This window comes from Novosphingobium sp., from assembly GCF_025351285.1.
Lineage (GTDB): Bacteria > Pseudomonadota > Alphaproteobacteria > Sphingomonadales > Sphingomonadaceae > Novosphingobium.
Genome location: NZ_JANXWG010000038.1, coordinates 52,945 through 71,387, shown reverse-complemented (window position 1 = coordinate 71,387; position 18,443 = coordinate 52,945). Strand labels below are relative to the sequence as shown.

General features: G+C 64.7%; 18 protein-coding genes. 10 read left to right on the top strand and 8 right to left on the bottom strand.

The genetic code is table 11. The annotated features are described in order from the left end of the window. Positions 1 to 27: 27 nt before the first annotated feature. From dxs to Q0R16_RS04695, 3 genes are read left to right on the top strand one after another with little or no spacing between them, the layout of a single operon-like run. The gene (dxs, locus tag Q0R16_RS04705) at positions 28 to 1,962 is read left to right on the top strand and encodes a 1-deoxy-D-xylulose-5-phosphate synthase (protein WP_295632726.1); all 1,935 of its coding nucleotides are present in this window, start codon (positions 28 to 30) and stop codon (positions 1,960 to 1,962) included. After that, complete coding sequence (locus Q0R16_RS04700; protein ID WP_295632714.1) at positions 1,959 to 2,423, top strand: DUF2141 domain-containing protein; 465 nt, start codon at positions 1,959 to 1,961, stop codon at positions 2,421 to 2,423. The genes dxs and Q0R16_RS04700 overlap by 4 nt, the downstream gene beginning before the upstream one ends. A gap of 8 nt (positions 2,424 to 2,431) precedes the next feature. Then, entirely contained in the window at positions 2,432 to 5,038 is a 2,607-nt protein-coding gene (locus Q0R16_RS04695; protein ID WP_295632711.1) for an MMPL family transporter, read from the top strand. Here the strand turns inward: Q0R16_RS04695 and queC are convergent. From queC to Q0R16_RS04665, 6 genes are all read right to left on the bottom strand, one after another. Next, entirely contained in the window at positions 5,035 to 5,730 is a 696-nt protein-coding gene (queC, locus tag Q0R16_RS04690; RefSeq protein ID WP_295632709.1) for a 7-cyano-7-deazaguanine synthase QueC, read from the bottom strand. The genes Q0R16_RS04695 and queC overlap by 4 nt on opposite strands. Before the next feature lie 49 nt (positions 5,731 to 5,779). Continuing rightward, entirely contained in the window at positions 5,780 to 6,271 is a 492-nt protein-coding gene (locus Q0R16_RS04685) for a hypothetical protein (protein ID WP_295632706.1), read from the bottom strand. 85 nt (positions 6,272 to 6,356) lie between these two features. Further along, on the bottom strand, positions 6,357 to 7,256 hold the full coding sequence (locus Q0R16_RS04680; RefSeq protein ID WP_295632703.1) for an Hsp33 family molecular chaperone HslO: 900 nt from the start codon (positions 7,254 to 7,256) through the stop codon (positions 6,357 to 6,359). After that, a complete protein-coding gene (argF, locus tag Q0R16_RS04675) occupies positions 7,253 to 8,179 on the bottom strand; it encodes an ornithine carbamoyltransferase (protein WP_295632700.1) in 927 nt (308 codons plus the stop codon). Before argF ends, Q0R16_RS04680 begins: the two co-directional genes overlap by 4 nt. After that, positions 8,176 to 9,369 (bottom strand): aspartate aminotransferase family protein, encoded by a 1,194-nt coding sequence (locus Q0R16_RS04670; protein WP_295632652.1) that lies wholly within the window; start codon positions 9,367 to 9,369, stop codon positions 8,176 to 8,178. Before Q0R16_RS04670 ends, argF begins: the two co-directional genes overlap by 4 nt. A 184-nt stretch (positions 9,370 to 9,553) precedes the next feature. Then, positions 9,554 to 10,339, bottom strand: coding sequence for a cold-shock protein (locus Q0R16_RS04665; protein ID WP_295632650.1), 786 nt, complete (start codon positions 10,337 to 10,339; stop codon positions 9,554 to 9,556). A 349-nt stretch (positions 10,340 to 10,688) separates the two neighbouring features. On the opposite strand from Q0R16_RS04665, the gene Q0R16_RS04660 reads away from it, so the two are divergent. The 3 genes from Q0R16_RS04660 to Q0R16_RS04650 are packed head-to-tail and all read left to right on the top strand — an operon-like array spanning position 10,689 to position 12,481. Beyond that, positions 10,689 to 11,123: a TIGR01244 family sulfur transferase gene (locus Q0R16_RS04660; RefSeq protein WP_295632647.1), complete on the top strand. Its 435-nt coding sequence runs from the start codon at positions 10,689 to 10,691 to the stop codon at positions 11,121 to 11,123. Positions 11,124 to 11,129: 6 nt separating this feature from the next. Beyond that, positions 11,130 to 11,576, top strand: a complete 447-nt coding sequence (locus tag Q0R16_RS04655) for a hypothetical protein (RefSeq protein ID WP_295632644.1) — start codon at positions 11,130 to 11,132, stop codon at positions 11,574 to 11,576. After that, positions 11,573 to 12,481 carry a sterol desaturase family protein gene (locus tag Q0R16_RS04650; RefSeq protein ID WP_295632641.1) on the top strand — a complete coding sequence of 303 codons (909 nt, stop codon included), beginning with the start codon at positions 11,573 to 11,575 and terminating at the stop codon, positions 12,479 to 12,481. Before Q0R16_RS04655 ends, Q0R16_RS04650 begins: the two co-directional genes overlap by 4 nt. 9 nt (positions 12,482 to 12,490) lie before the next feature. Here the strand turns inward: Q0R16_RS04650 and Q0R16_RS04645 are convergent, their stop codons facing one another. Together Q0R16_RS04645 and Q0R16_RS04640 are read right to left on the bottom strand one after the other, a co-directional pair. Next, positions 12,491 to 13,264 (bottom strand): molybdopterin-binding protein, encoded by a 774-nt coding sequence (locus Q0R16_RS04645; protein ID WP_295632638.1) that lies wholly within the window; start codon positions 13,262 to 13,264, stop codon positions 12,491 to 12,493. 45 nt (positions 13,265 to 13,309) lie between these two features. Further along, on the bottom strand, positions 13,310 to 14,857 hold the full coding sequence (locus Q0R16_RS04640; RefSeq protein WP_295632723.1) for an NAD(P)/FAD-dependent oxidoreductase: 1,548 nt from the start codon (positions 14,855 to 14,857) through the stop codon (positions 13,310 to 13,312). Between the two features lie 129 nt (positions 14,858 to 14,986). Here Q0R16_RS04640 and Q0R16_RS04635 point away from each other — a divergent pair, with 129 nt between their 5' ends. The 4 genes from Q0R16_RS04635 to Q0R16_RS04620 all read left to right on the top strand — a co-directional run bounded on the left by Q0R16_RS04635 (position 14,987) and on the right by Q0R16_RS04620 (position 18,443). After that, a complete protein-coding gene (locus Q0R16_RS04635) occupies positions 14,987 to 15,961 on the top strand; it encodes a magnesium and cobalt transport protein CorA (RefSeq protein WP_295632635.1) in 975 nt (324 codons plus the stop codon). Between the two features lie 148 nt (positions 15,962 to 16,109). Beyond that, positions 16,110 to 17,315, top strand: a complete 1,206-nt coding sequence (locus Q0R16_RS04630) for a toxic anion resistance protein (RefSeq protein WP_295632632.1) — start codon at positions 16,110 to 16,112, stop codon at positions 17,313 to 17,315. Positions 17,316 to 17,325: 10 nt separating this feature from the next. Then, on the top strand, positions 17,326 to 18,147 hold the full coding sequence (locus Q0R16_RS04625) for a hypothetical protein (RefSeq protein ID WP_295632630.1): 822 nt from the start codon (positions 17,326 to 17,328) through the stop codon (positions 18,145 to 18,147). Further along, complete coding sequence (locus Q0R16_RS04620) at positions 18,147 to 18,443, top strand: polyhydroxyalkanoic acid system family protein (protein ID WP_295632627.1); 297 nt, start codon at positions 18,147 to 18,149, stop codon at positions 18,441 to 18,443. The genes Q0R16_RS04625 and Q0R16_RS04620 overlap by 1 nt, the downstream gene beginning before the upstream one ends.

The window sequence follows — 18,443 nt, the reverse complement described above, 5'->3', positions numbered from 1 at the left end:
CCGCGCGAAATGTGTAAGAGCCGTGACATGACGGTCACCTCTGCTCCTGTTGTCGCGACCCCGTTGCTCGACCAGGTCGACATTCCTGCGGATTTGCGCGCATTTGATCCATCGCAACTGCGTCCGTTGGCGGATGAGTTGCGCGGCGAGATGATCCGCGCGGTGGGGCAGACCGGGGGGCATCTGGGTTCGGGGCTGGGCGTGGTCGAACTGACCGTGGCGCTGCATTATGTGTTCGATACGCCGCGCGACCGGCTGGTGTGGGATGTCGGCCACCAGGCCTATCCGCACAAGATTCTGACCGGCCGCCGCGACCGGATCCGTACCTTGCGCCAGGCCGGCGGCTTGTCAGGCTTCACCAAACGCAGCGAAAGCGACTACGATCCGTTCGGCACCGCGCACTCGTCGACCTCGATCTCGGCCGCGTTGGGCTTTGCGGTAGCGAACAAGCTTTCTGGCGGTGCGGGCAAGGGCATCGCGGTGATCGGCGACGGCGCGATGAGCGCCGGGATGGCCTATGAAGCGATGAACAACGCTCAGGTCGCGGGCAACCGGCTGGTGGTGATCCTCAACGATAACGACATGTCGATCGCGCCACCGGTGGGGGGCTTGTCGGCTTATCTCGCGCGGCTGGTGTCGTCGCGGCCGTTCCTGGAGTTGCGCGAACTGGCCAAGCGCATCTCGCGCCGGCTGCCGCGCCCGCTGCACGAAGCCGCGAAGAAAACCGACGAGTTCGCGCGCGGGATGGCGATGGGGGGCACGCTGTTCGAGGAACTGGGCTTCTACTACGTCGGCCCGATCGACGGGCACAACCTCGACCAGTTGATCCCGGTGCTGGAAAACGTGCGCGATGCGGCCGAAGGCCCGTGCCTGGTCCACGTCGTCACGCAAAAGGGCAAGGGCTATGGCCCGGCCGAGGCGGCCGCCGACAAGTACCACGGCGTGCAGAAGTTCGACGTGATCACCGGCGAGCAGGTCAAGGCCAAGCCCAAGGCGCCCGCCTACCAGAACGTGTTCGGCGAGCAGTTGGCGCGCGAAGCCGCCACCGATCCCACGATCTGCGCGATCACCGCCGCCATGCCCAGCGGCACCGGGCTCGACAAGTTCGCCGCCGCGCACCCCGACCGGTTCTTCGACGTGGGCATTGCCGAACAGCATGCGGTGACGTTTGCGGCGGGCCTCGCTGCGCAAGGCATGCGGCCGTTCTGCGCGATCTATTCGACCTTCCTCCAGCGCGCTTACGACCAGGTCGTGCACGACGTGTGCATCCAGAACCTGCCCGTGCGCTTTGCGATCGACCGCGCCGGGCTGGTCGGCGCCGACGGGGCAACGCACGCCGGCTCGTTCGACGTGACGTACCTGGCCACGCTGCCCAACATGGTGGTGATGGCCGCGGCGGACGAGGCCGAACTGGTCCACATGACGCACACCGCCGCGCTGCATGACACGGGCCCGATCGCGTTCCGCTACCCGCGCGGCAACGGCACCGGGGTGGAATTGCCCGCGATCCCCGAACAGCTCGCAATCGGCAAGGGCCGGATCGTGCGCCATGGAACCAAGATCGCGCTGCTGAGCCTGGGCACGCGGTTGGCCGAAGCGCTGAAAGCCGCCGACCAACTCGACGCGCGCGGGCTGTCAACCACCGTGGCCGACTTGCGCTTCGCCAAGCCACTCGACCACGACCTGATCCGCAAGCTGATGGCCACGCACGAAGTCGTCATCACGGTCGAGGAAGGCAGCATCGGCGGCCTCGGCGCGCACGTGCTGACGATGGCCAGTGACGAAGGCCTCACCGATGCGGGCCTCAAAATCCGCACGATGCGCCTGCCCGACACCTTCCAGGACCACGATGCGCCCGACAGCCAGTACGACACCGCCAGGCTGAATGCGCCCCAGATCGTCGAAACCGTCCTCAACGCGCTCAGGCACAATTCAGCCGGCGTGGAGGAAGCAAGGGCATGAAACGAATCCTGACCATCGGCCTCGTGGCCCTCGCCGGCGTTCTCGCCGCCCCTATCGCCCAATCCGCTCCGGGCGGCACGCTGACCATTCGCATGTCCAACGTGCGCAATGCCAAGGGCGAAGTGCTCGTCGCGGCGTGCCCGCAGGCGCAATTCCTCAAGGAAACCTGCCCCTACAACGGCTCCGCACCGGCGCACCCGGGCGTGACGGTGGTAGTGCTCCACGGCCTGCCAGCCGGGCAATACGCGGTGCAGACCTTCCACGACGAGAACGGCAACAAGAAGGTCGACCGCAACTTCATCGGCATCCCCAAGGAAGGGGTCGGCTTTTCCAACGACGCGCCGATCCGCATGGGGCCGCCGAAGTGGGCCGACGCGATGTTCGCATTCAATGGCGCCGAGCAGGCGATTCAGTTGAAAACGCGCTATTTCCTCGGGCAATCCGGCCCCGATAAGCGTTGAAGATCGAGATGCGGAATTTCGTGCCCGGCGCGGTCGCGTCGAGCATCAAGCGGCCGTGGTTGACCGTTGCGCTGGCGTTCTGGCTGGCGGCGCTGGCGGTTATCTACACTGCCGGTCATTTGGCGATGACCACCGATACCGCCGAATTGATCTCGCCCAAAGTTGGCTGGCGCGTGCACGAACGCGCGATGGACGAAGCGTTCCCGCAATTGCGCGATGCGACGCTGGTCGTTGTCGATGGCAAAACCCCCGAATTGGCCGAGGACGGCGCGGTGCGGCTGGCAGCCGAAATGGCCGGCGATGCCAGGCATTTTCGCAGCGTGCGGCGCCCCGATGGCGGTGACTTTTTCGCGCGGGCGGGTCTGTTGTTTTCTTCGCAAACAGAGGTGCAGGACACGACCGCAGCGCTGATCAAGGCACAACCGCTGCTTGGTTCGCTCGCTGCCGATCCATCGCTGCGTGGGGTGGCGGCGGCGGTGGGCACGATGCTCGACGGGATCGACAACGGTTCGGCCACATTTGCGCAGACAGCCGCACCGATGCGGGCGCTGGCCGACGCTGCAAGCGATACCCTGGCCGGCAAACCAGTGTACTTTTCATGGCAGCGGCTGTTTGCGGGTAGCACTTCGGGCACACTGGCGCCGCCGACGCGCCGGCTGATCCTGACCCGGCCGGTCCTCGATTTCGGCTCGCTGACGCCGGGAGCAGATGCGGTCGATGCCGTCCATGCGGCGGCGGGCAGGCTCGGTCTCGATGCCGGGCATGGCGTGACTGTGCGCGTGACCGGCGATGTCCCGCTGGCTGACGAGGAATTCGCGACGTTGCAGGAAAACATCGGCCTGGTCGGGCTGGTGATGCTCGGCGCGATGCTGGTAACGCTGTGGTTCGCGACGCGATCGGCGCGTCTGGTCGGCGCAATCGTGGGCACCATCACGCTTGGATTGGCGGTCACGCTGGCGGCGGGCCTGCTGACGGTGGGGCGGCTCAACCTGATCTCGATCGCCTTCATCCCGCTGTTTGTCGGGCTCGGGGTCGATTTCGGCATCCAGATCTGCGTGCGGTTCAATCACGAGCGGGCGCAGGGCAAACCGGTCGATACCGCGTTGCGCGATGCGGCGGCCGCCCTTGGCCCGCCGCTGCTGCTGGCGGCAGGCGCGGTGTTCCTGGGCTTCGGGGCGTTCTTGCCGACTGCGTATATCGGCATCGCAGAACTCGGCGTGATCGCGGGGATCGGCATGATCATCGCATTCATGGCGAGCATCACGCTCCTGCCCGCGCTGGTCATGCTGGCCCCTCCGGCTGCGCCGCGCCGCGAAGTCGGCTTTGCGGCGCTGGCCCCGGTCGACCGCTGGCTGGCGCGGCGGCGCAAGGCCGTGTTGTGGGGCTTTGCCGTGTCGATGGCGATCAGTATCGCGCTGCTGCCGCTGGTATCGTTCGATTTCAACCCGCTGCACTTGCGCGACCCCGAAGCGCCGGCGATGCGCACGCTGGCCGACCTGACGCGCGATCCCGACCGCACCCCCAACACCATCGGCGTGCTGGCCAAGGATCACGACGAGGCGACCCGGCTGGCCAAGGCGTTGAGCAGCCTGGCCGAAGTGCGGCAGGTGGTATCGCTCGACAGCTTCGTGCCCGGCGATCAAACCGCAAAGCTCGCCGCAATTTCGGATGCTTCGCTGCTGCTCGATGTTTCGATCAATCCGTTCGACTTGTCGCCCCCGCCCCCCGATGATACCGCTTTGGCAGTCACGCTGGGTGTACTGGCCGAACGGTTGGCGCGGACCGCCACCGCGCATCCCGGCCCGGGTGCGGACCAGGCGCAGCGGCTGGCCGACGGGTTGGCCCGGCTGGCACATGGTGCAGCGGCACAGCGCGCAACGCTCGATACCGCACTGGCCAAACCGCTCGGCGTCATGCTCGACCAGACTCGCGCGATGCTCCAGGCCGCGCCGGTCGATCAGGGCACCCTGCCCGCTGACCTGGTGCGCGATTGGCGCACGCCCGATGGCCATTACCGGCTGGAAGTCTATCCTGCGGGCAATGCCAACGACAATGCGGTGATGCAGCGCTTCCGCACCGCCGTGAGCAGCGTCACGCCCAACGTTTCGGGATTGCCGGTGGCGACGCAGGCCGCCGCCGGGACAATCGCCGGAGCCTTCATAGAGGCCGGAGCGATTGCATTCCTGCTCGTCAGCCTGCTGCTCTACGCAGTGCTGCGCAATGTGCGCGAAGTCATGTTCACGCTGGCGCCGGTGGTGCTGTCGATCTTCCTGACGCTGGGCACTTGCGTGGTGATCGGACAGCCGATCAACTTCGCCAACATCATCGCCTTTCCGCTGCTGTTCGGGGTGGGCGTGGCGTTCCACATCTATTTCGTCATGGCCTGGCGAGGCGGCGCGACCGACCTGCTGCAATCGAGCCTTGCGCGCGCCGTGCTGTTCAGCGCGCTGGCAACGGGCACCGCGTTCGGCAGCTTGTGGCTATCCGACCATCCGGGCACCGCCAGCATGGGCAAGATCCTGATGATCTCGCTGATCTGGACGCTGATCTGCGCGTTGGTGTTCGAACCCGCGCTGCTGGGCCCGCCACGCGAAAAGGCAAAGGCTGCCAGTTAAGGTACCCGGCCGGCCTCGGCCAGCCCGGCTTCGCGCAAGCGGCAACTGTCGCAACTGCCGCAGGGCTGCCCACCTTGTGGATCGTAACACGACCAACTCATCGCCGGATCAAGCCCGAGCCGGAACGATTCGCGCGCGATGTCCGCCTTGGACAAGTGCTGGAGCGGCGCGTGAATGCGAACATTGCCGCCCTCTGTGCCGAACTTGGTGGCCACGCGCGCCAGTGATTGGAAGCCGTCGATGAATTCGGGCCGGCAATCGGGATAGCCCGAATAGTCGAGCGCATTCACGCCGATAAAGATGTCCTTCGATCCCGCGGCTTCGGCCCAGGCCAGTGCCAGCGACAGGAACACCAGGTTGCGCGCCGGGACATATGTGACCGGAATGTCCGTCCCAACCCCATCCTTGGGCACATCGATTTCGGCCGTTAGCGCCGATCCGCCGAATTGGCGCAAGTCCATCGGCAGGACGACATGTCGCGCCACGCCGATCCGTTCACAGATGACGCGCGCCGCATCGAGTTCGATCCGGTGTCGCTGGTTATAGTCAATCGTCAGCGCCAGCAGCGCAAACCCCTGTTCGCGCGCCAGCCCGGCGCAAACCATCGAATCGAGCCCGCCCGAAAGCAGGATCACCGCAAGCGGCAAGTCGGACTTGTCAGGAAGGTCGGGCGTTTCGAGCAAATCTGGCATAGGCATCCGCTAGCCGCAGTTGGGCCGGGGGACAATCCGCCCCGCAGTATCAATCGTGGCAGACGCCCACCCGGCGTGCTTCGGCAGTAAAATCGAAGGGGAAGCCATCGGCGATGCCCTGGCTGTCGATCTGCGCAAGTTGCGCGTTCTCGAGACGGATTTGCGTGCGCCCGTAACCCGCCCCTGGGCAGGTATAATGGACTGTCACAAAACGACTTTCATCGCGAACGACAAAGCTGCGGCACAGCGTATTGGGATGCTTGATCTGGATAAGCGGCCTGCCGGTCTCCAGGCAAAGCCGGCGCACGGTATGCGCCGCATCGCGCACGCGCACTTCCCACAAGCCCGGATCGATCTTGTCGAGCATTCGGAGCGACGGAGCCTGCGCAAAAATCGGCGAGGTCACGGCCACGCCGATGGCAATGGCTAAGCCGCCAGCCGCAATTCTGAATTTCGCTGCATCTGTCCAAGGTATCGTCATGGCGTGTTTTCCAAAATCCTGAAAACGCGCGACCCACCGTCTATGCCGGTCTTTGGGCACTATATAGCATCATTTTTCGCAACGATAAGGTGTGCTGCGGTTGCGGTGAAGCGATTTCGACACTTTTTGACACGCTGCCGGCGCATCACAGATCGATGTCAAACACCCGCGAGCAAAATGCGCAATCGACGCGGATCAGCCCATCTTCATCGCGCATCTCGACACGATCGTCGGCCGGGAAGCGTGCAAGGACATCGCGGTAATGCTGGACGCTGCAGCGGCAGCCTCGGGCCAGTGCGGTCCCTCTTTCGACCCGCACTTCGCGCTCTTCATGGAACAGCCGCCATATCAGGCTTTCCAGCCCGAGATCGGGATCGAGCAGTTCGGCGTTGCTGGTCGACCCGGCGAGCGTGGCGACGTGTTCCCATTCGGGGTGATCGAGCTGCGCATGAAGCCGTTCGCGCCCTTCCTCGCCATCGGGCAAGTGCTGCACCAGCAGACCGCCTGCGGTCCAGGAGTCACCTTCGGTGCCGACCGCGACTCGCAGCAACGTCGGAACTTGTTCGGATTGGAAGAAGTAGTGCGCGCAAGCTTTCGCCAGCGAATCGCCTTCGAGCGGCACGATCCCCTGATAGCGCTGGCCCACGCTCGCCAGATCGAAGGTGATCGCCAGGTAGCCGCCCGCGAACAGCGCAAACAGCGATGGGCTGGGCCCCAGATCGTCAAGTTTGGAATGATCGAAGCGCACGTGGCCGCGCAGTTCGCCAGCGCGGTAATCGCAGACCAGCAGTTCGATTACGCCGCCGTCGGTCTGCGCCTGCATGGTGAGCTGACCTTCATCATCCTTCAGCAGCGATCCGATCAGCGCGGTGATCACCAGGGCTTCGGCCAGCAGCCGCTTGACTGCGCTGGGATAGGCATGCGCTGCCAGAATCGTGTTCAGCACCGGCCCGATGCGCACGACCCGGCCGCGCGCGTCGCGATCGGGAATGGTCAAGCGCAGTACCTGATCGAAACCCGTCTCGTCCGGTGGCATGCTGCTCATATCTGGCCGAACACCCAGCGCAACACCGATTTCTGCGCGTGAATGCGGTTCTCGGCCTCGTCCCACACTGCCGATTGTGGTCCGTCGATCACGGCGTCGGTCACTTCCTCACCGCGGTGTGCGGGAAGGCAGTGGAGGAACATCGCGGAAGGATCGGCCAGCGCCATCAGTTGCGCATTGACCTGATACGGCGCCATCGCACCAATCCGTACGTCACCGTCCGATTGCCCCATAGAAACCCAGGTATCGGTGACGACCACGTGCGCGCCTTTGACCGCGACATTCGCATCCCGAAAAACCGCGATTTGTGCGCCCCGAGCGCGCGCCTCGTCGACCACTGCCGCGTCGCAGTCGAAGCCTTCGGCCACGCCAAGCCGGATGTTGAAGCCCAGCAAGCCCGCCGCTTCGATCAGCGAATAAGCCACATTGTTACCATCGCCCAGCCACGCCATCTCCAGCCCCGCCAATGGCTTGCCGCGTTCCACGATTGTCAGCAGTTCCGCCATGATCTGGCATGGGTGCGAAAGATCGGTGAGGCCGTTGATGACCGGGACCGTGGCATGGCGTTGCAATTCCTCGATCTTGGCGTGATCGTCGGTGCGCAGCATGATCGCATCGGCCATCCGGCTAAGCACGCGCGCGGTGTCGGCAATTGTTTCGCCCCGGCCGAGCTGCATCGTGCCGGCATCGAGCACGATCGCCGATCCGCCAAGCTGACGCATAGCCACGTCGAACGACACGCGCGTGCGGGTCGAGCTTTTTTCGAACACCATCGCCAAAACTCGGCCATCGAGCGGCGCATCATGATCGGCGCGCCCCTTCGGCAGCCCCGCGCGGGCCTGCTTGCGCTCGCCAGCGTCGGCCAGGATCGCCGCAAGGCCCTCGGCCCCTCCATCGGAAAGGCTTATGAAGTGCCGTATCACGCCGGTTGGGCCTGCGGCACGAAACTGGCGGCAGCAGCCGAAAGCTTCTCCATGAATTCATCGATGTGGCTGTCGTCGATCACCAGCGGCGGGATGATCCGCACGGTCTGGTCGCCGGCCGCCACAGTCAACAATTGGTGCGAATCGCGCATGTGCGCCACGAACGCGCGCGGTTCGACCCGCAGCTTCAGCCCGAGGAGCAGCCCCCGACCGCGCACGTGATCGAACAGCTCGGGATAATTGCCGATGAACTGTTCCAGCCGCGAACGGATGCGATCTCCCTTGGCGCGCACGTCAGCCAGGAACGCATCGTTGGCGACCACGTCGAGCACCGCCTCGCCCGCGGCCATCGCCAGCGGATTGCCGCCATACGTGCTGCCATGCGTGCCGAACACCATGCCGCGCGCCGCCTTTTCGGTGGCGAGGCAGGCACCCATCGGGAACCCGGCGCCGATGCCCTTGGCACTGGCCAGGATATCGGGCTCAATGCCGAATTGTTCATAGGCATAAAGCGTTCCGCTGCGCGCCACGCCGCATTGCACTTCATCGAAGATCAGCATCAGGTCGTGCTCGTCGGCCAGCGCGCGCAAACCCTGCAGAAACGCGTCCGAACCGACGCGGATGCCGCCTTCGCCCTGGATCGGCTCGACCAGGAAGCCCGCAGTGTTCGGGCCGATCGCTGCCTTTGCGGCTTCGAGATCATCGAATTCCACGTACTTGAAGCCCGGCAGCAGGGGCAGGAACCCGTGATGCATCTTCTCCTGGTTCGAGGCGCTGATCGTGCCCATCGTGCGGCCGTGGAAGGCGTTCTTGAAGGAGATCAGCTCGAACTTGTGATCGTTGCCACCATGGCTGTGATAGGCGCGTGCGGTCTTGATCGCGCACTCGACCGCCTCGGCGCCCGAATTGGTGAAGAACACCGTATCGGCAAACGTCAGGTCGACCAACCGCTGCGCCAGCTTTTCACCTTGCGGGCTACCGTAAAGGTTGGACACGTGCATCAGTTCGGCCGCCTGCCGCTGGATCGCGCCGATCAGGTGGGCGTTCGAATGGCCGAGTGCGTTAACCGCGATGCCGCTGGCGAAATCGAGGAACCGGCGGCCGTCTTCCGAAATCAGGTGGCAGTGTTCCCCGCGCACCGGACGCACTTCGCACCGGGGATAAACGGGCATGAGCGGGGTGATCGACATGAGCAGGCTCCCTTGGAAATCCAGTGGCGCGGTACGAGCCGCGCCAAAAAAACGAACGGTGGAAACGACAAATGGCGGCCCCCCGGATCTCACGAACCAGGGGCCGCCATTTGCGCGTATTTATTCGGCCGAGGCTACCCGGTCAAACCTAGAAGGTCTGGCCGGGCCAACCATCAAGTCGGGATCAATCCTGACGCGGCACCAGGTTGACCGCCGAGTACTTGCCTCGTCGATCGACCTCGAGGTCGAATTCCAGCTTGTCGCCTTCGTTCAGGTTCTGGAGGCCAGACCGTTCGACCGCGCTGATGTGCACGAACGCATCGGGTTGGCCGTCTTCACGCTGAATGAAGCCGAAGCCTTTCATCGAATTGAAGAACTTGACCGTGCCCTTGGCCTTCTCGCCGGTCAGTTCACGCTGCGGTGCGGCGGGCTTTGCCGCCACCGCGATCACGTCACCGACAACCTGGAGATCGGCAGCCGAGACCTTCCCGCCGCGATCGACGAGATTGAATTCGAGCTGCTGACCTTCGGCCAGGCCTTCAAGGCCCGCGCGTTCGACCGCGCTGATGTGAACGAACACATCTTCGCCGCCATCTTCACGCTGGATGAAGCCAAAGCCCTTCTGGGTGTTGAAGAACTTGACGACGCCCTTGCCGGTGCCAACGACTTGCGCCGGCATCCCGCCGCGCGCGCCGCCGCCTGCACCACCGCCGCCACCGCCGCCGAAGCCACCACCACCGCCGCCGCGCGGTGCGCCGCCGCCGTAGCCGCCACCGCCGCCGCCGCCGCCGAACCGGTCGCCACCGCCGCCGCTGTAACCGCCACCGCCGCTGCGTCCGCCGCCAAAGCCGCCGCGGTCACCACCGAAGCCGCCACCGCCGCCACCGCCGCCGTAGGGGTCGAAATTGTCTTCGCCGAAACCGTCGCGCTTGTCGCGTCCGCGACCCCGCCGTCCTCTGTCAAAACCCATAAAAACCGATAAACCTTCAATCCGCCCCAAGCTTCCCAACACCGCCAGCCGGACGCGGACACCGGCGGTTCGACAATTGCCACCAAGCTGCTTCAGCACAAGACCAGGCGAACTTTTGCAGAGTGACCTTAATTCAAAAACGGCCGCCGCGCGAATGGAATCGTATCAGCCCCGGCAAAGTGCCCAAACTGTGATATTTCTGCCCGGCAGCGCGCCCACAGCAAACCGGCAGCGTCGCTTTTGAAGTGCAATTCAGCGCGGCTTTTGGCAAAGGCGCATCGACTTGCCGCATGCGCAGGGCGAACTGCCGGTTCGTGCTGTTGTTTCGCCCGGCATTCGGAGACCCGCCATGTTCCGCAAGCTCGACGCGAAGATCTATGCCAGCCCTCAAATCGGCGTGGACGATATTGCCGAAGCGAAGGCGCTCGGCGTGGCTTTGATCGTCAACAACCGCCCCGAAGGCGAATCGGATGACCAGACCGACGGCGCCACGATCGAAGCAGCCGCGCGCGCGGCCGGGCTTGATTACTGCGCGATCCCGATCACGCACGCCGGCTTTTCGGCAAGCCAGGTCGATGCCATGCGCCGCGCACTCGACGGCGCGGGAGACGCATCCGTGCTTGCCTATTGCCGCTCGGGCACGCGCTCCACATTCCTGTGGGCGCTGGCTGAAGCGAGCGCGGGCCGGTCGCCCGACGAAATCGAGGCGTGCGCCCGCGGCGCCGGGTACGATGTCTCGTCCATGCGCGCGCAACTCGACATGCTGTCCGCACGCACCGCCTGATCCTCGATGCCGCACTTTCCCCATTGGATGGCAGCGCTGCCGGGCCTAAGGCTGGCGTTGCAGGCCGGGCTGTCGCTTGCGGCTATCCTGGCGGTCTGGTGGTTGGCGCGGTGGATGGGTCTGGGCGGCGACGTGCGCATCCGCGATGCAGACCACGCCGCCGAACTGGCCGGCCAGACGCTGTGCGGGTTTGCGCCCGTCGCCGTTTCGCTCGACCGCGCGCGGGTCGGCGCGCTGCTGCGCGATGCACAAGGCCGCGTGCTGGTGCTGCGGCGCCACGGCAGCCATTTCGTCGGGCGCCTGCTCAATTCGCATAGTGGCGTCCGGCTTGACCGCGGCAGCCTGATCATCGCGACCGGCGAGGCGCGCTTCGGCACGATCACGCTCGATCTGGGCAGCGAAGCGCAAGTCTGGGCGGCGAGCCTCAGGCGGCTGGAGACGTCTGCGTCATGAAGCCCGGTTTCGATCCCCTGCCCTACGCAATCCCGGCGTTTATCGCGCTGATCCTGATCGAAATGATGTGGGCCCGTCGCCGGCGCCCCGCAGCTTACGACCCCGCCGACATGCGCACTTCGCTGCTGATGGGGCTGGGTAGCACGGTTTCGGGCGCACTCACGGTCGGCCTGATCTACGCGGCCGCCACCTGGCTGCACCAATTTCGGTTCCTGACGATTGGCAGCCAATGGTTTGTCTGGCTCGGCCTCTTTCTGCTCGACGATTTCAATTACTACTGGGCGCACCGCACCGGGCATCGCGTGCGCTGGTTCTGGGCGGCGCACGTCAACCACCATTCAAGCCAGCACTACAACTTGTCGACCGCGCTGCGCCAAAGCTGGACCGGGCCGGTCGCGCTGTCGTTCGTGTTCCGGATCTGGCCGGCGCTGATCGGATTCGACCCCCTGATGCTAGCGACGGTCGGCGCGTTCAACACGATCTGCCAGTTCTGGTTTCACACCGAGGCGATCGACAGGTTTCCGAAGTGGTTCGAGGCAGTGATGAACACGCCGTCGCACCACCGCGTCCACCACGCCACCAACCCGCTTTACCTCGATCGCAATTACGCAGGCGTGTTCATCGTGTGGGATCGGCTGTTCGGCACCTTCCAGCGCGAGGCCGACGCGGATGATGCGGCGGTAGGCCCGATTCACTACGGCATCGTCCGCCAGTTGGGCACGTACGACTTGCTGTGGGTGGCGTTCCACGAATGGATCGGGATCGCGCGCGACGTATGGTCGGCGCCTTGGGGTTCCAAGCTGGGTTACGTGTGGCGCGCGCCCGGCTGGAGCCACGACGGCAGCCGCGATTCGTCGGACAGTTTGCGCGAACGCTGGCTGGCGCTGCACGAACCGGCCGAATAGCGCGCCGCTTCAGATCCCGCCGGGCACAGGCTCACGGCCCGATGCGCGCAAGCCGATCTCGATTGCCTCCCCGCAAGCCGCAATGGCATCGGCGCTGACCGAGCGGATCACGAAATTGGCGCCGACGCGGCCCTCGCGGAAGAACGGATAGCTGCCGATCTGGCACTGGTCGTGCGCCTGCTCGGTCTCGCGCAGCAAATCGGCCACCTCGCTTTCGGCGGTCCAGCAGCCGATCGTGGCCGACAGCAGCGGCAGCCCGCCTTCAAGCTGCCCGGTCAAGGCATCGAGCATTTGCGCGGCGATATGCGGCACGCCGGCCATCAGGAACACGTTCTGCACGCGAATGCCCGGCGCGCCCAAGAGGCGGTTTTCGATCAGGCTGGCGCCTTCGGGCACCCGCGCCATGCGCAGCCGCGCCTCGTTCAGCCCGCCACGCGTTGCGTAATAGCTTTCGAGCACGGCGCGCGCGCGCGGGTGGATAACCACCGGCAGTTCCAGCGCCGCCGCCACCGCATCGACCGTGATATCGTCGTGGGTCGGCCCGATTCCGCCAGTGGTGAACAGATAATCATTGCGCGCGCGCAGCGCGTTCACGGCCTCGACGATCGCGGATTCGACATCGGGCACCACGCGCACTTCGCGCAGGCGGATGCCCTGCACCCCCAGCCACGTCGCGACCTGGGTGATGTTCTTGTCGTGCGTCCGGCCCGACAGGATTTCGTCGCCCACCACGATCAGCGCGGCGGTCCAGATACGGTCGGTCGGGGTGGAAGCATCGGTCATGACGGGGCTCGCGATAGCCGAAACCGCGTGGCGCGCAAGTCGGTCCTATTCCGCAGCTTCGAGCATCGGTTCGCGCGACGAAGCGGCTTCCGCCCGGCTGAATGCGAGGATGCCGTCATCGATCGGATTGCTCTTCAACCAGGCCTTGTCGTAAAGGTAATCCTGGTTGAGCCGCCACGGCATCGTCGCCGCACTCTTGGGCAGAAGGTGCCGCGCGCGCTCGATATAGCCCGATGAGAGGTCGAATGCGTTCTCCTCGGGCGGCTCGGTCCCGGGCCGCATTGCGGGCGTGGCGGCATCGACACCAGCGGCCTTCATGTGGTTGAGCAGGCGGCAAACATATTGCGAATCGATGTCGGCGCGCAGTGTCCACGAGGCGTTGAGATAGCCGAACACGCCCGCAAGATTGGGCACGTTCGAGAACATGCAACCCTTGTAGTAATAACACTGGCTGAAATCGATGGGCGTGCCGTCGATGCTCAATGCGATCTTGCCTCCCATCACCATCTTGAGGCCGGTTGCCGTGACGATCACATCGGCATCGAGATGCTTGCCCGAGTTGAGCGCGATACCGGTGGCGTCGATCGTGCGGATCGTGTCGGTGACGATTTCAGCCTTGCCGGCGTTGATCGCGTTGAACAGATCGCCATCGGGCACCAGGCACAGCCGCTGGTCCCACGGATCGTACGGTGGGGTGAACGTGGCGGCATCGTACTTGTCCCCAAGCGCTTCCTTGAGCTTGCCCGTCAGGAAGTCCTTGACCTTGTCGGGCTGGCTGCGCGCGCGCTTGAACACCAGATTCTGCATCTGCACGTTCTTGAACCGGGTCAGCCAGTACGCCAGCTTGCCCGGCAGGTACTTGCGCAAGGTGTTGGCCAGCTTGTCCTTCGCCGGCCGGATCGCATACCAGGTGGGCGTGCGCTGAAGCATCGTGACATGCGCTGCCTTGTCCGCGATCGAGGGCACGATCGTGACCGCAGTGGCGCCCGAACCGATCACCACGATGTGTTTGCCGCTGGCGTCGAAATCCTTGGGCCAGAACTGCGGGTGGATGATCTCGCCGCCGAAATTGTCGCGGCCGGGCAGTTGCGCGTCATAAGGTTCGTCGTAATCGTAGTAGCCCGAAGCCAGGTACAGGAACCGCGCGGTCATCGTCGAACTCGTGCCGTCCGCGCCGGTCAAGGCGATCCGCCATAGCGCCGCCGCGCCGTCCCAGTCCGCCGCCGCCACGCTGGTGCCGAAACGGATCGACTTGCGGATGCCGCGCTGGTCCACGATGCGGCCCAGATATTCAAGGATCGACGGCCCGTCGGCGATCGACTTTTCGTGAGTCCACGGTTCGAAAACGAACCCCAGCGTATGCATGTCGCTGTCCGAACGGACGCCGGGATAGCGGAACAAGTCCCAGGTGCCGCCCAGATCGGCGCGGCGTTCGATCAGCGTGAAACTGCGATCGGGGCTGAGCATCTGCATGTGCGCAGCCATGCCGATGCCTGAAATCCCTGCGCCAACGATGGCGACATCGGTATCGGGCGGCGATCCGCGCCCGGATTCGAAATTGCCCGCTTCGAAACTGGCTGTGGCCGTTGCCATCTGCATCGTCTTTCTCCCCGCATTCGGTATTGACACCGATGTAAGCCATCGCGTGCGCAATGGCCATAGCCAAGCCGATTGTGTCAGCGGCGATTGTCACGGAGTTCGGGCTTTGGCACAAGCCCGGCTATGACCGTCATTACCGCCCGCCGCTATCTCCACGGCCGTCCCTGCGACCACGCCCTGACCATCGACGGCAGCCCTCGCATCGCGCTCGAACACGGCTCGTTCGACTGGATCGGCCTGTGCGAACCCGATGAAGCCGAGATGGACATGCTTGCCGCCCAATTCGGGTTGCACCCGCTCGCGGTCGAGGACGCGCTCAATCCGCGGCAGTTGCCCAAGGCCGAGGCTTACGGGAAGCAGTTGTTCATCGTGGCGCGCACCGCCGAACTTACCGCCACCGAAGTGATCGACTACGGCCAGACCGCGATCTTTCTCGGCGCCGATTTCATTATCACCGTGCGGTTCGGCAGCACCCGCGCGCACAACGATCTGCGGCGCGACCTGGAAAAAAAGCCCGATCGAATGGCCGAAGGGCCCGACTACGTCCTCCACGCCATTCTCGATTTCATCGTCGATGGCTACCTGCCGATCATGGACCGGCTCGACGATGTGGCGGTGGAAATGGAGGAGGAGGCGATCGACGCCTTCCCCGAACAGGGCACGATCCGCCGGATCTTCCGGCTGCGGCGCCAGTTGCGCCGGTTCGAACGCGTGATCGGCCCGATGGAGGAAGTCTGCGACCGGCTGGCAGTCCACGAACTGCCCGCAATCGATCCCGCCGCGCGGGTGTTTTTCCGCGACGTGCTCGATCACGATCGCCGGGTAATGGCCAGGATGCGCGCGCTCAAGGAAGCGCTCGAAGCGATCGTCGAGACGGCCAGCCTGCTCGAACAGCACCGCCAGGGTGAAATGACCCGGCAACTGGCATCATGGGCGGCAATCCTCGCGGTGCCGACCGCCATCGCCGGGGTGTACGGCATGAACTTCCAGAACATGCCCGAACTGCATTGGAAATACGGCTATTACCTCGTGCTCGGCGTAATCGTGTCGCTATGCGTCGGGCTGTTCGTGCGCTTCAGGAAGATCGGCTGGTTGTAGCCGGCTGGCGACCGTCCGGGCAGCCATGGCTCAGGGCTCTGTCTTACACTGATAATACAGCTTGTCACCGCGCCTTGCACGCCCCACATATTCCCCGATGCATTCTGGGCGCGGCCGTGGGCGTATGGCCGGCGCACGAGGAGGGACAATGGCCACGTCGATCGATACTGTCACAGCCAAGCTGGAACTGACTCCGCCCGATCCGGTGCCGGTGGTCGCGCCGATGCAGGCCGCCGGGCTCGTTCCGGTCAGCGATGACAACAAGTCCAAGCTCGAAGCCAAGGCCGATGCGTTCGTGGCCGACCTGATCGCGCAAGACGCCGCCAGCCCCGAATTCGGCAAGCGGGTCGATCAGTTGACCAACATGGGCCGCAAGGAAATTGCATCCGCCGCTGGCATGTCGAACCGGTTCCTCGACCGGCCGATCAAGGCGATGGACAAGGACAGCGGCGTCGGCACCAGCCTGGCCGAATTGCGCCGCACGGTCGAAGATCTCGATCCGGCGCGCAAGGGCGCGCTGTCCGGCCCGCGCAGGTTCCTGGGCGTGCTGCCGTTCGGCAACAAGATGAAGCGCTATTTCGATGGCTACACCAGCGCGCAGGGCCACATCAAATCGATCCTCGACCGGCTGGCCGCCGGCAAGGACGAACTGCTGATGGACAACGCCGCCATCGACGTCGAACGGCAGAAGCTGTGGGAAGCGATGGGCAAGCTGGAACAGATGGTCCAGATCGCGCGACTGCTCGATGCCAAGCTGGAAGATGCCGCCAACGATTGCGACCACACCGATCCGGCCAAGGCCAAGGCGATCCGCGAGGGCGCGCTGTTCTACACCCGCCAACGCGCGCAGGACCTGCTGACGCAAATGGCGGTGACGGTGCAGGGCTATCTCGCGCTCGATCTGGTCAAGAAGAACAACGTCGAACTGGTCAAGGGCGTCGATCGCGCCAGCACCACCACCGTGGCCGCGCTGCGCACCGCGGTTACGGTGGCGCAGGCGATGACCAACCAGCGGCTGGTGTTGCAGCAGATCACCGCGCTCAACACCACCACCGCCAACATCATCGATTCAACCGGCAAGCTGCTGCGCGAACAGACCGGCAAGATCCACGAACAGGCCGCCGCCAGCACGATCCCGATGGAAACCTTGCAGCGCGCGTTCCAGAATATTTACGATACGATGGACAACATCGACACGTTCAAGATCAAGGCACTCGATTCGATGAAGCAGACCGTGGAAACGCTGTCGGGCGAAGTCGAGAAATCGCGCGGCTATATCGCGCGGGCCGAAGGCGCTTCGCAGGCCAAGCTGACCGCAAGCGATGCCAACCCGCTGCTTAGCCTGGAGGCTTGACGTCATCGCAATGGACCCGACGGCCCGCAACAGCGATCGCGTGCTTGCCGAAGCGCGTGCCAGCCTGACCCAACAGCGCGCGGGCGGTCGCCGCTCGATCGGCCGCCGCGCCGCCGAAATGAAGCGGCAGCACCAGGTTGCGAAATTGACGCGGCTGCTGGTTACGGTGGGCGCGATCCTGCTGGCCGCCACCGTCGCGGGGTTGATCCTCGACGGCATCGGCATTCTTGGCCTGTTCGTGACGATCCTGGCCGCTGCTGCTGCGTTTGCAGTCCTGACCAAATACCCGAAGATGCCGGTTCCCTCGCTCGATGCACTGAACACCGGCGATGTGCGCACGATGGTCGGCCGCACCGAATTGTGGCTGGAGGCCCAGCGACCCGCGCTGCCGCCACCGGCGGTGCGCTTGGTGGACCAGATCGGCGTGCAACTCGACGCATTGGGCGCGCAGCTCGAAGGCTTGCGCACCGAGGAAGCCGCCACCGGCGAAGTGCGGCGGCTGGTGGGTGAACACCTGCCCGGCATGGTCGAAAGTTACCGCAAGATCCCGCCACACTTGCGCGCAGAAGAACGCGGCGGGCGCAATGCCGATCAGCAACTGGTCGACGGGCTGGGCAAGATCAGCGTCGAAATCGATGCGATCACGCGCCAGCTTGCATCGGGTGATCTCGATGCACTGGCGGTGCAGACGCGGTTTCTCGATTATCGTTATGGTGGCGGAATCGATGGTGACCCCCCCGCCCTGCCCGCGCCCGATATCACGCTGCCCGGTTCGGGCGTGCCGCTGAACATCGAGCCGAAGACCATCGAACGCCAGAAGGACCCCGGCTGATGCGCGTCGCGCTCCCGCACACACTGTCGCAAGACGAATTGCGCCGCCGCTTCCACGCGCGCAGCGATGAACTCAAGTCGTTGTTTCCCGCAGGAATGGCGCAAGTCACGCAGGAATGGCGCGACGAAGACCACCTCGATATGGTGATCACCGCAATGGGCCAGCGCGTGGTCGGGCTGGTCGAATTGCAAGGCCAGGCGGTGGTGGTGAACGTCGATCTGCCGCCGGCGCTCGGCTTTGTCGAGCGCATGATCGAAAGCACGATCCGCGAGAAAACCCAGAAGCTGCTGCGCTGA

Excerpts from the sequence above, each read along its gene's own strand:
- dxs (WP_295632726.1), top strand. The coding sequence starts at position 28 with ATGACGGTCACCTCTGCTCCTGTTGTCGCGACCCCGTTGCTCGACCAG.
- Q0R16_RS04700 (WP_295632714.1), top strand. The coding sequence starts at position 1,959 with ATGAAACGAATCCTGACCATCGGCCTCGTGGCCCTCGCCGGCGTTCTC.
- Q0R16_RS04695 (WP_295632711.1), top strand. The coding sequence starts at position 2,432 with ATGCGGAATTTCGTGCCCGGCGCGGTCGCGTCGAGCATCAAGCGGCCG.
- queC (WP_295632709.1), bottom strand. The coding sequence starts at position 5,730 with ATGCCAGATTTGCTCGAAACGCCCGACCTTCCTGACAAGTCCGACTTG.
- Q0R16_RS04680 (WP_295632703.1), bottom strand. The coding sequence starts at position 7,256 with ATGAGCAGCATGCCACCGGACGAGACGGGTTTCGATCAGGTACTGCGC.
- Q0R16_RS04670 (WP_295632652.1), bottom strand. The coding sequence starts at position 9,369 with ATGTCGATCACCCCGCTCATGCCCGTTTATCCCCGGTGCGAAGTGCGT.
- Q0R16_RS04665 (WP_295632650.1), bottom strand. The coding sequence starts at position 10,339 with ATGGGTTTTGACAGAGGACGGCGGGGTCGCGGACGCGACAAGCGCGAC.
- Q0R16_RS04660 (WP_295632647.1), top strand. The coding sequence starts at position 10,689 with ATGTTCCGCAAGCTCGACGCGAAGATCTATGCCAGCCCTCAAATCGGC.
- Q0R16_RS04655 (WP_295632644.1), top strand. The coding sequence starts at position 11,130 with ATGCCGCACTTTCCCCATTGGATGGCAGCGCTGCCGGGCCTAAGGCTG.
- Q0R16_RS04650 (WP_295632641.1), top strand. The coding sequence starts at position 11,573 with ATGAAGCCCGGTTTCGATCCCCTGCCCTACGCAATCCCGGCGTTTATC.
- Q0R16_RS04645 (WP_295632638.1), bottom strand. The coding sequence starts at position 13,264 with ATGACCGATGCTTCCACCCCGACCGACCGTATCTGGACCGCCGCGCTG.
- Q0R16_RS04640 (WP_295632723.1), bottom strand. The coding sequence starts at position 14,857 with ATGGCAACGGCCACAGCCAGTTTCGAAGCGGGCAATTTCGAATCCGGG.
- Q0R16_RS04635 (WP_295632635.1), top strand. The coding sequence starts at position 14,987 with ATGACCGTCATTACCGCCCGCCGCTATCTCCACGGCCGTCCCTGCGAC.
- Q0R16_RS04630 (WP_295632632.1), top strand. The coding sequence starts at position 16,110 with ATGGCCACGTCGATCGATACTGTCACAGCCAAGCTGGAACTGACTCCG.
- Q0R16_RS04625 (WP_295632630.1), top strand. The coding sequence starts at position 17,326 with ATGGACCCGACGGCCCGCAACAGCGATCGCGTGCTTGCCGAAGCGCGT.
- Q0R16_RS04620 (WP_295632627.1), top strand. The coding sequence starts at position 18,147 with ATGCGCGTCGCGCTCCCGCACACACTGTCGCAAGACGAATTGCGCCGC.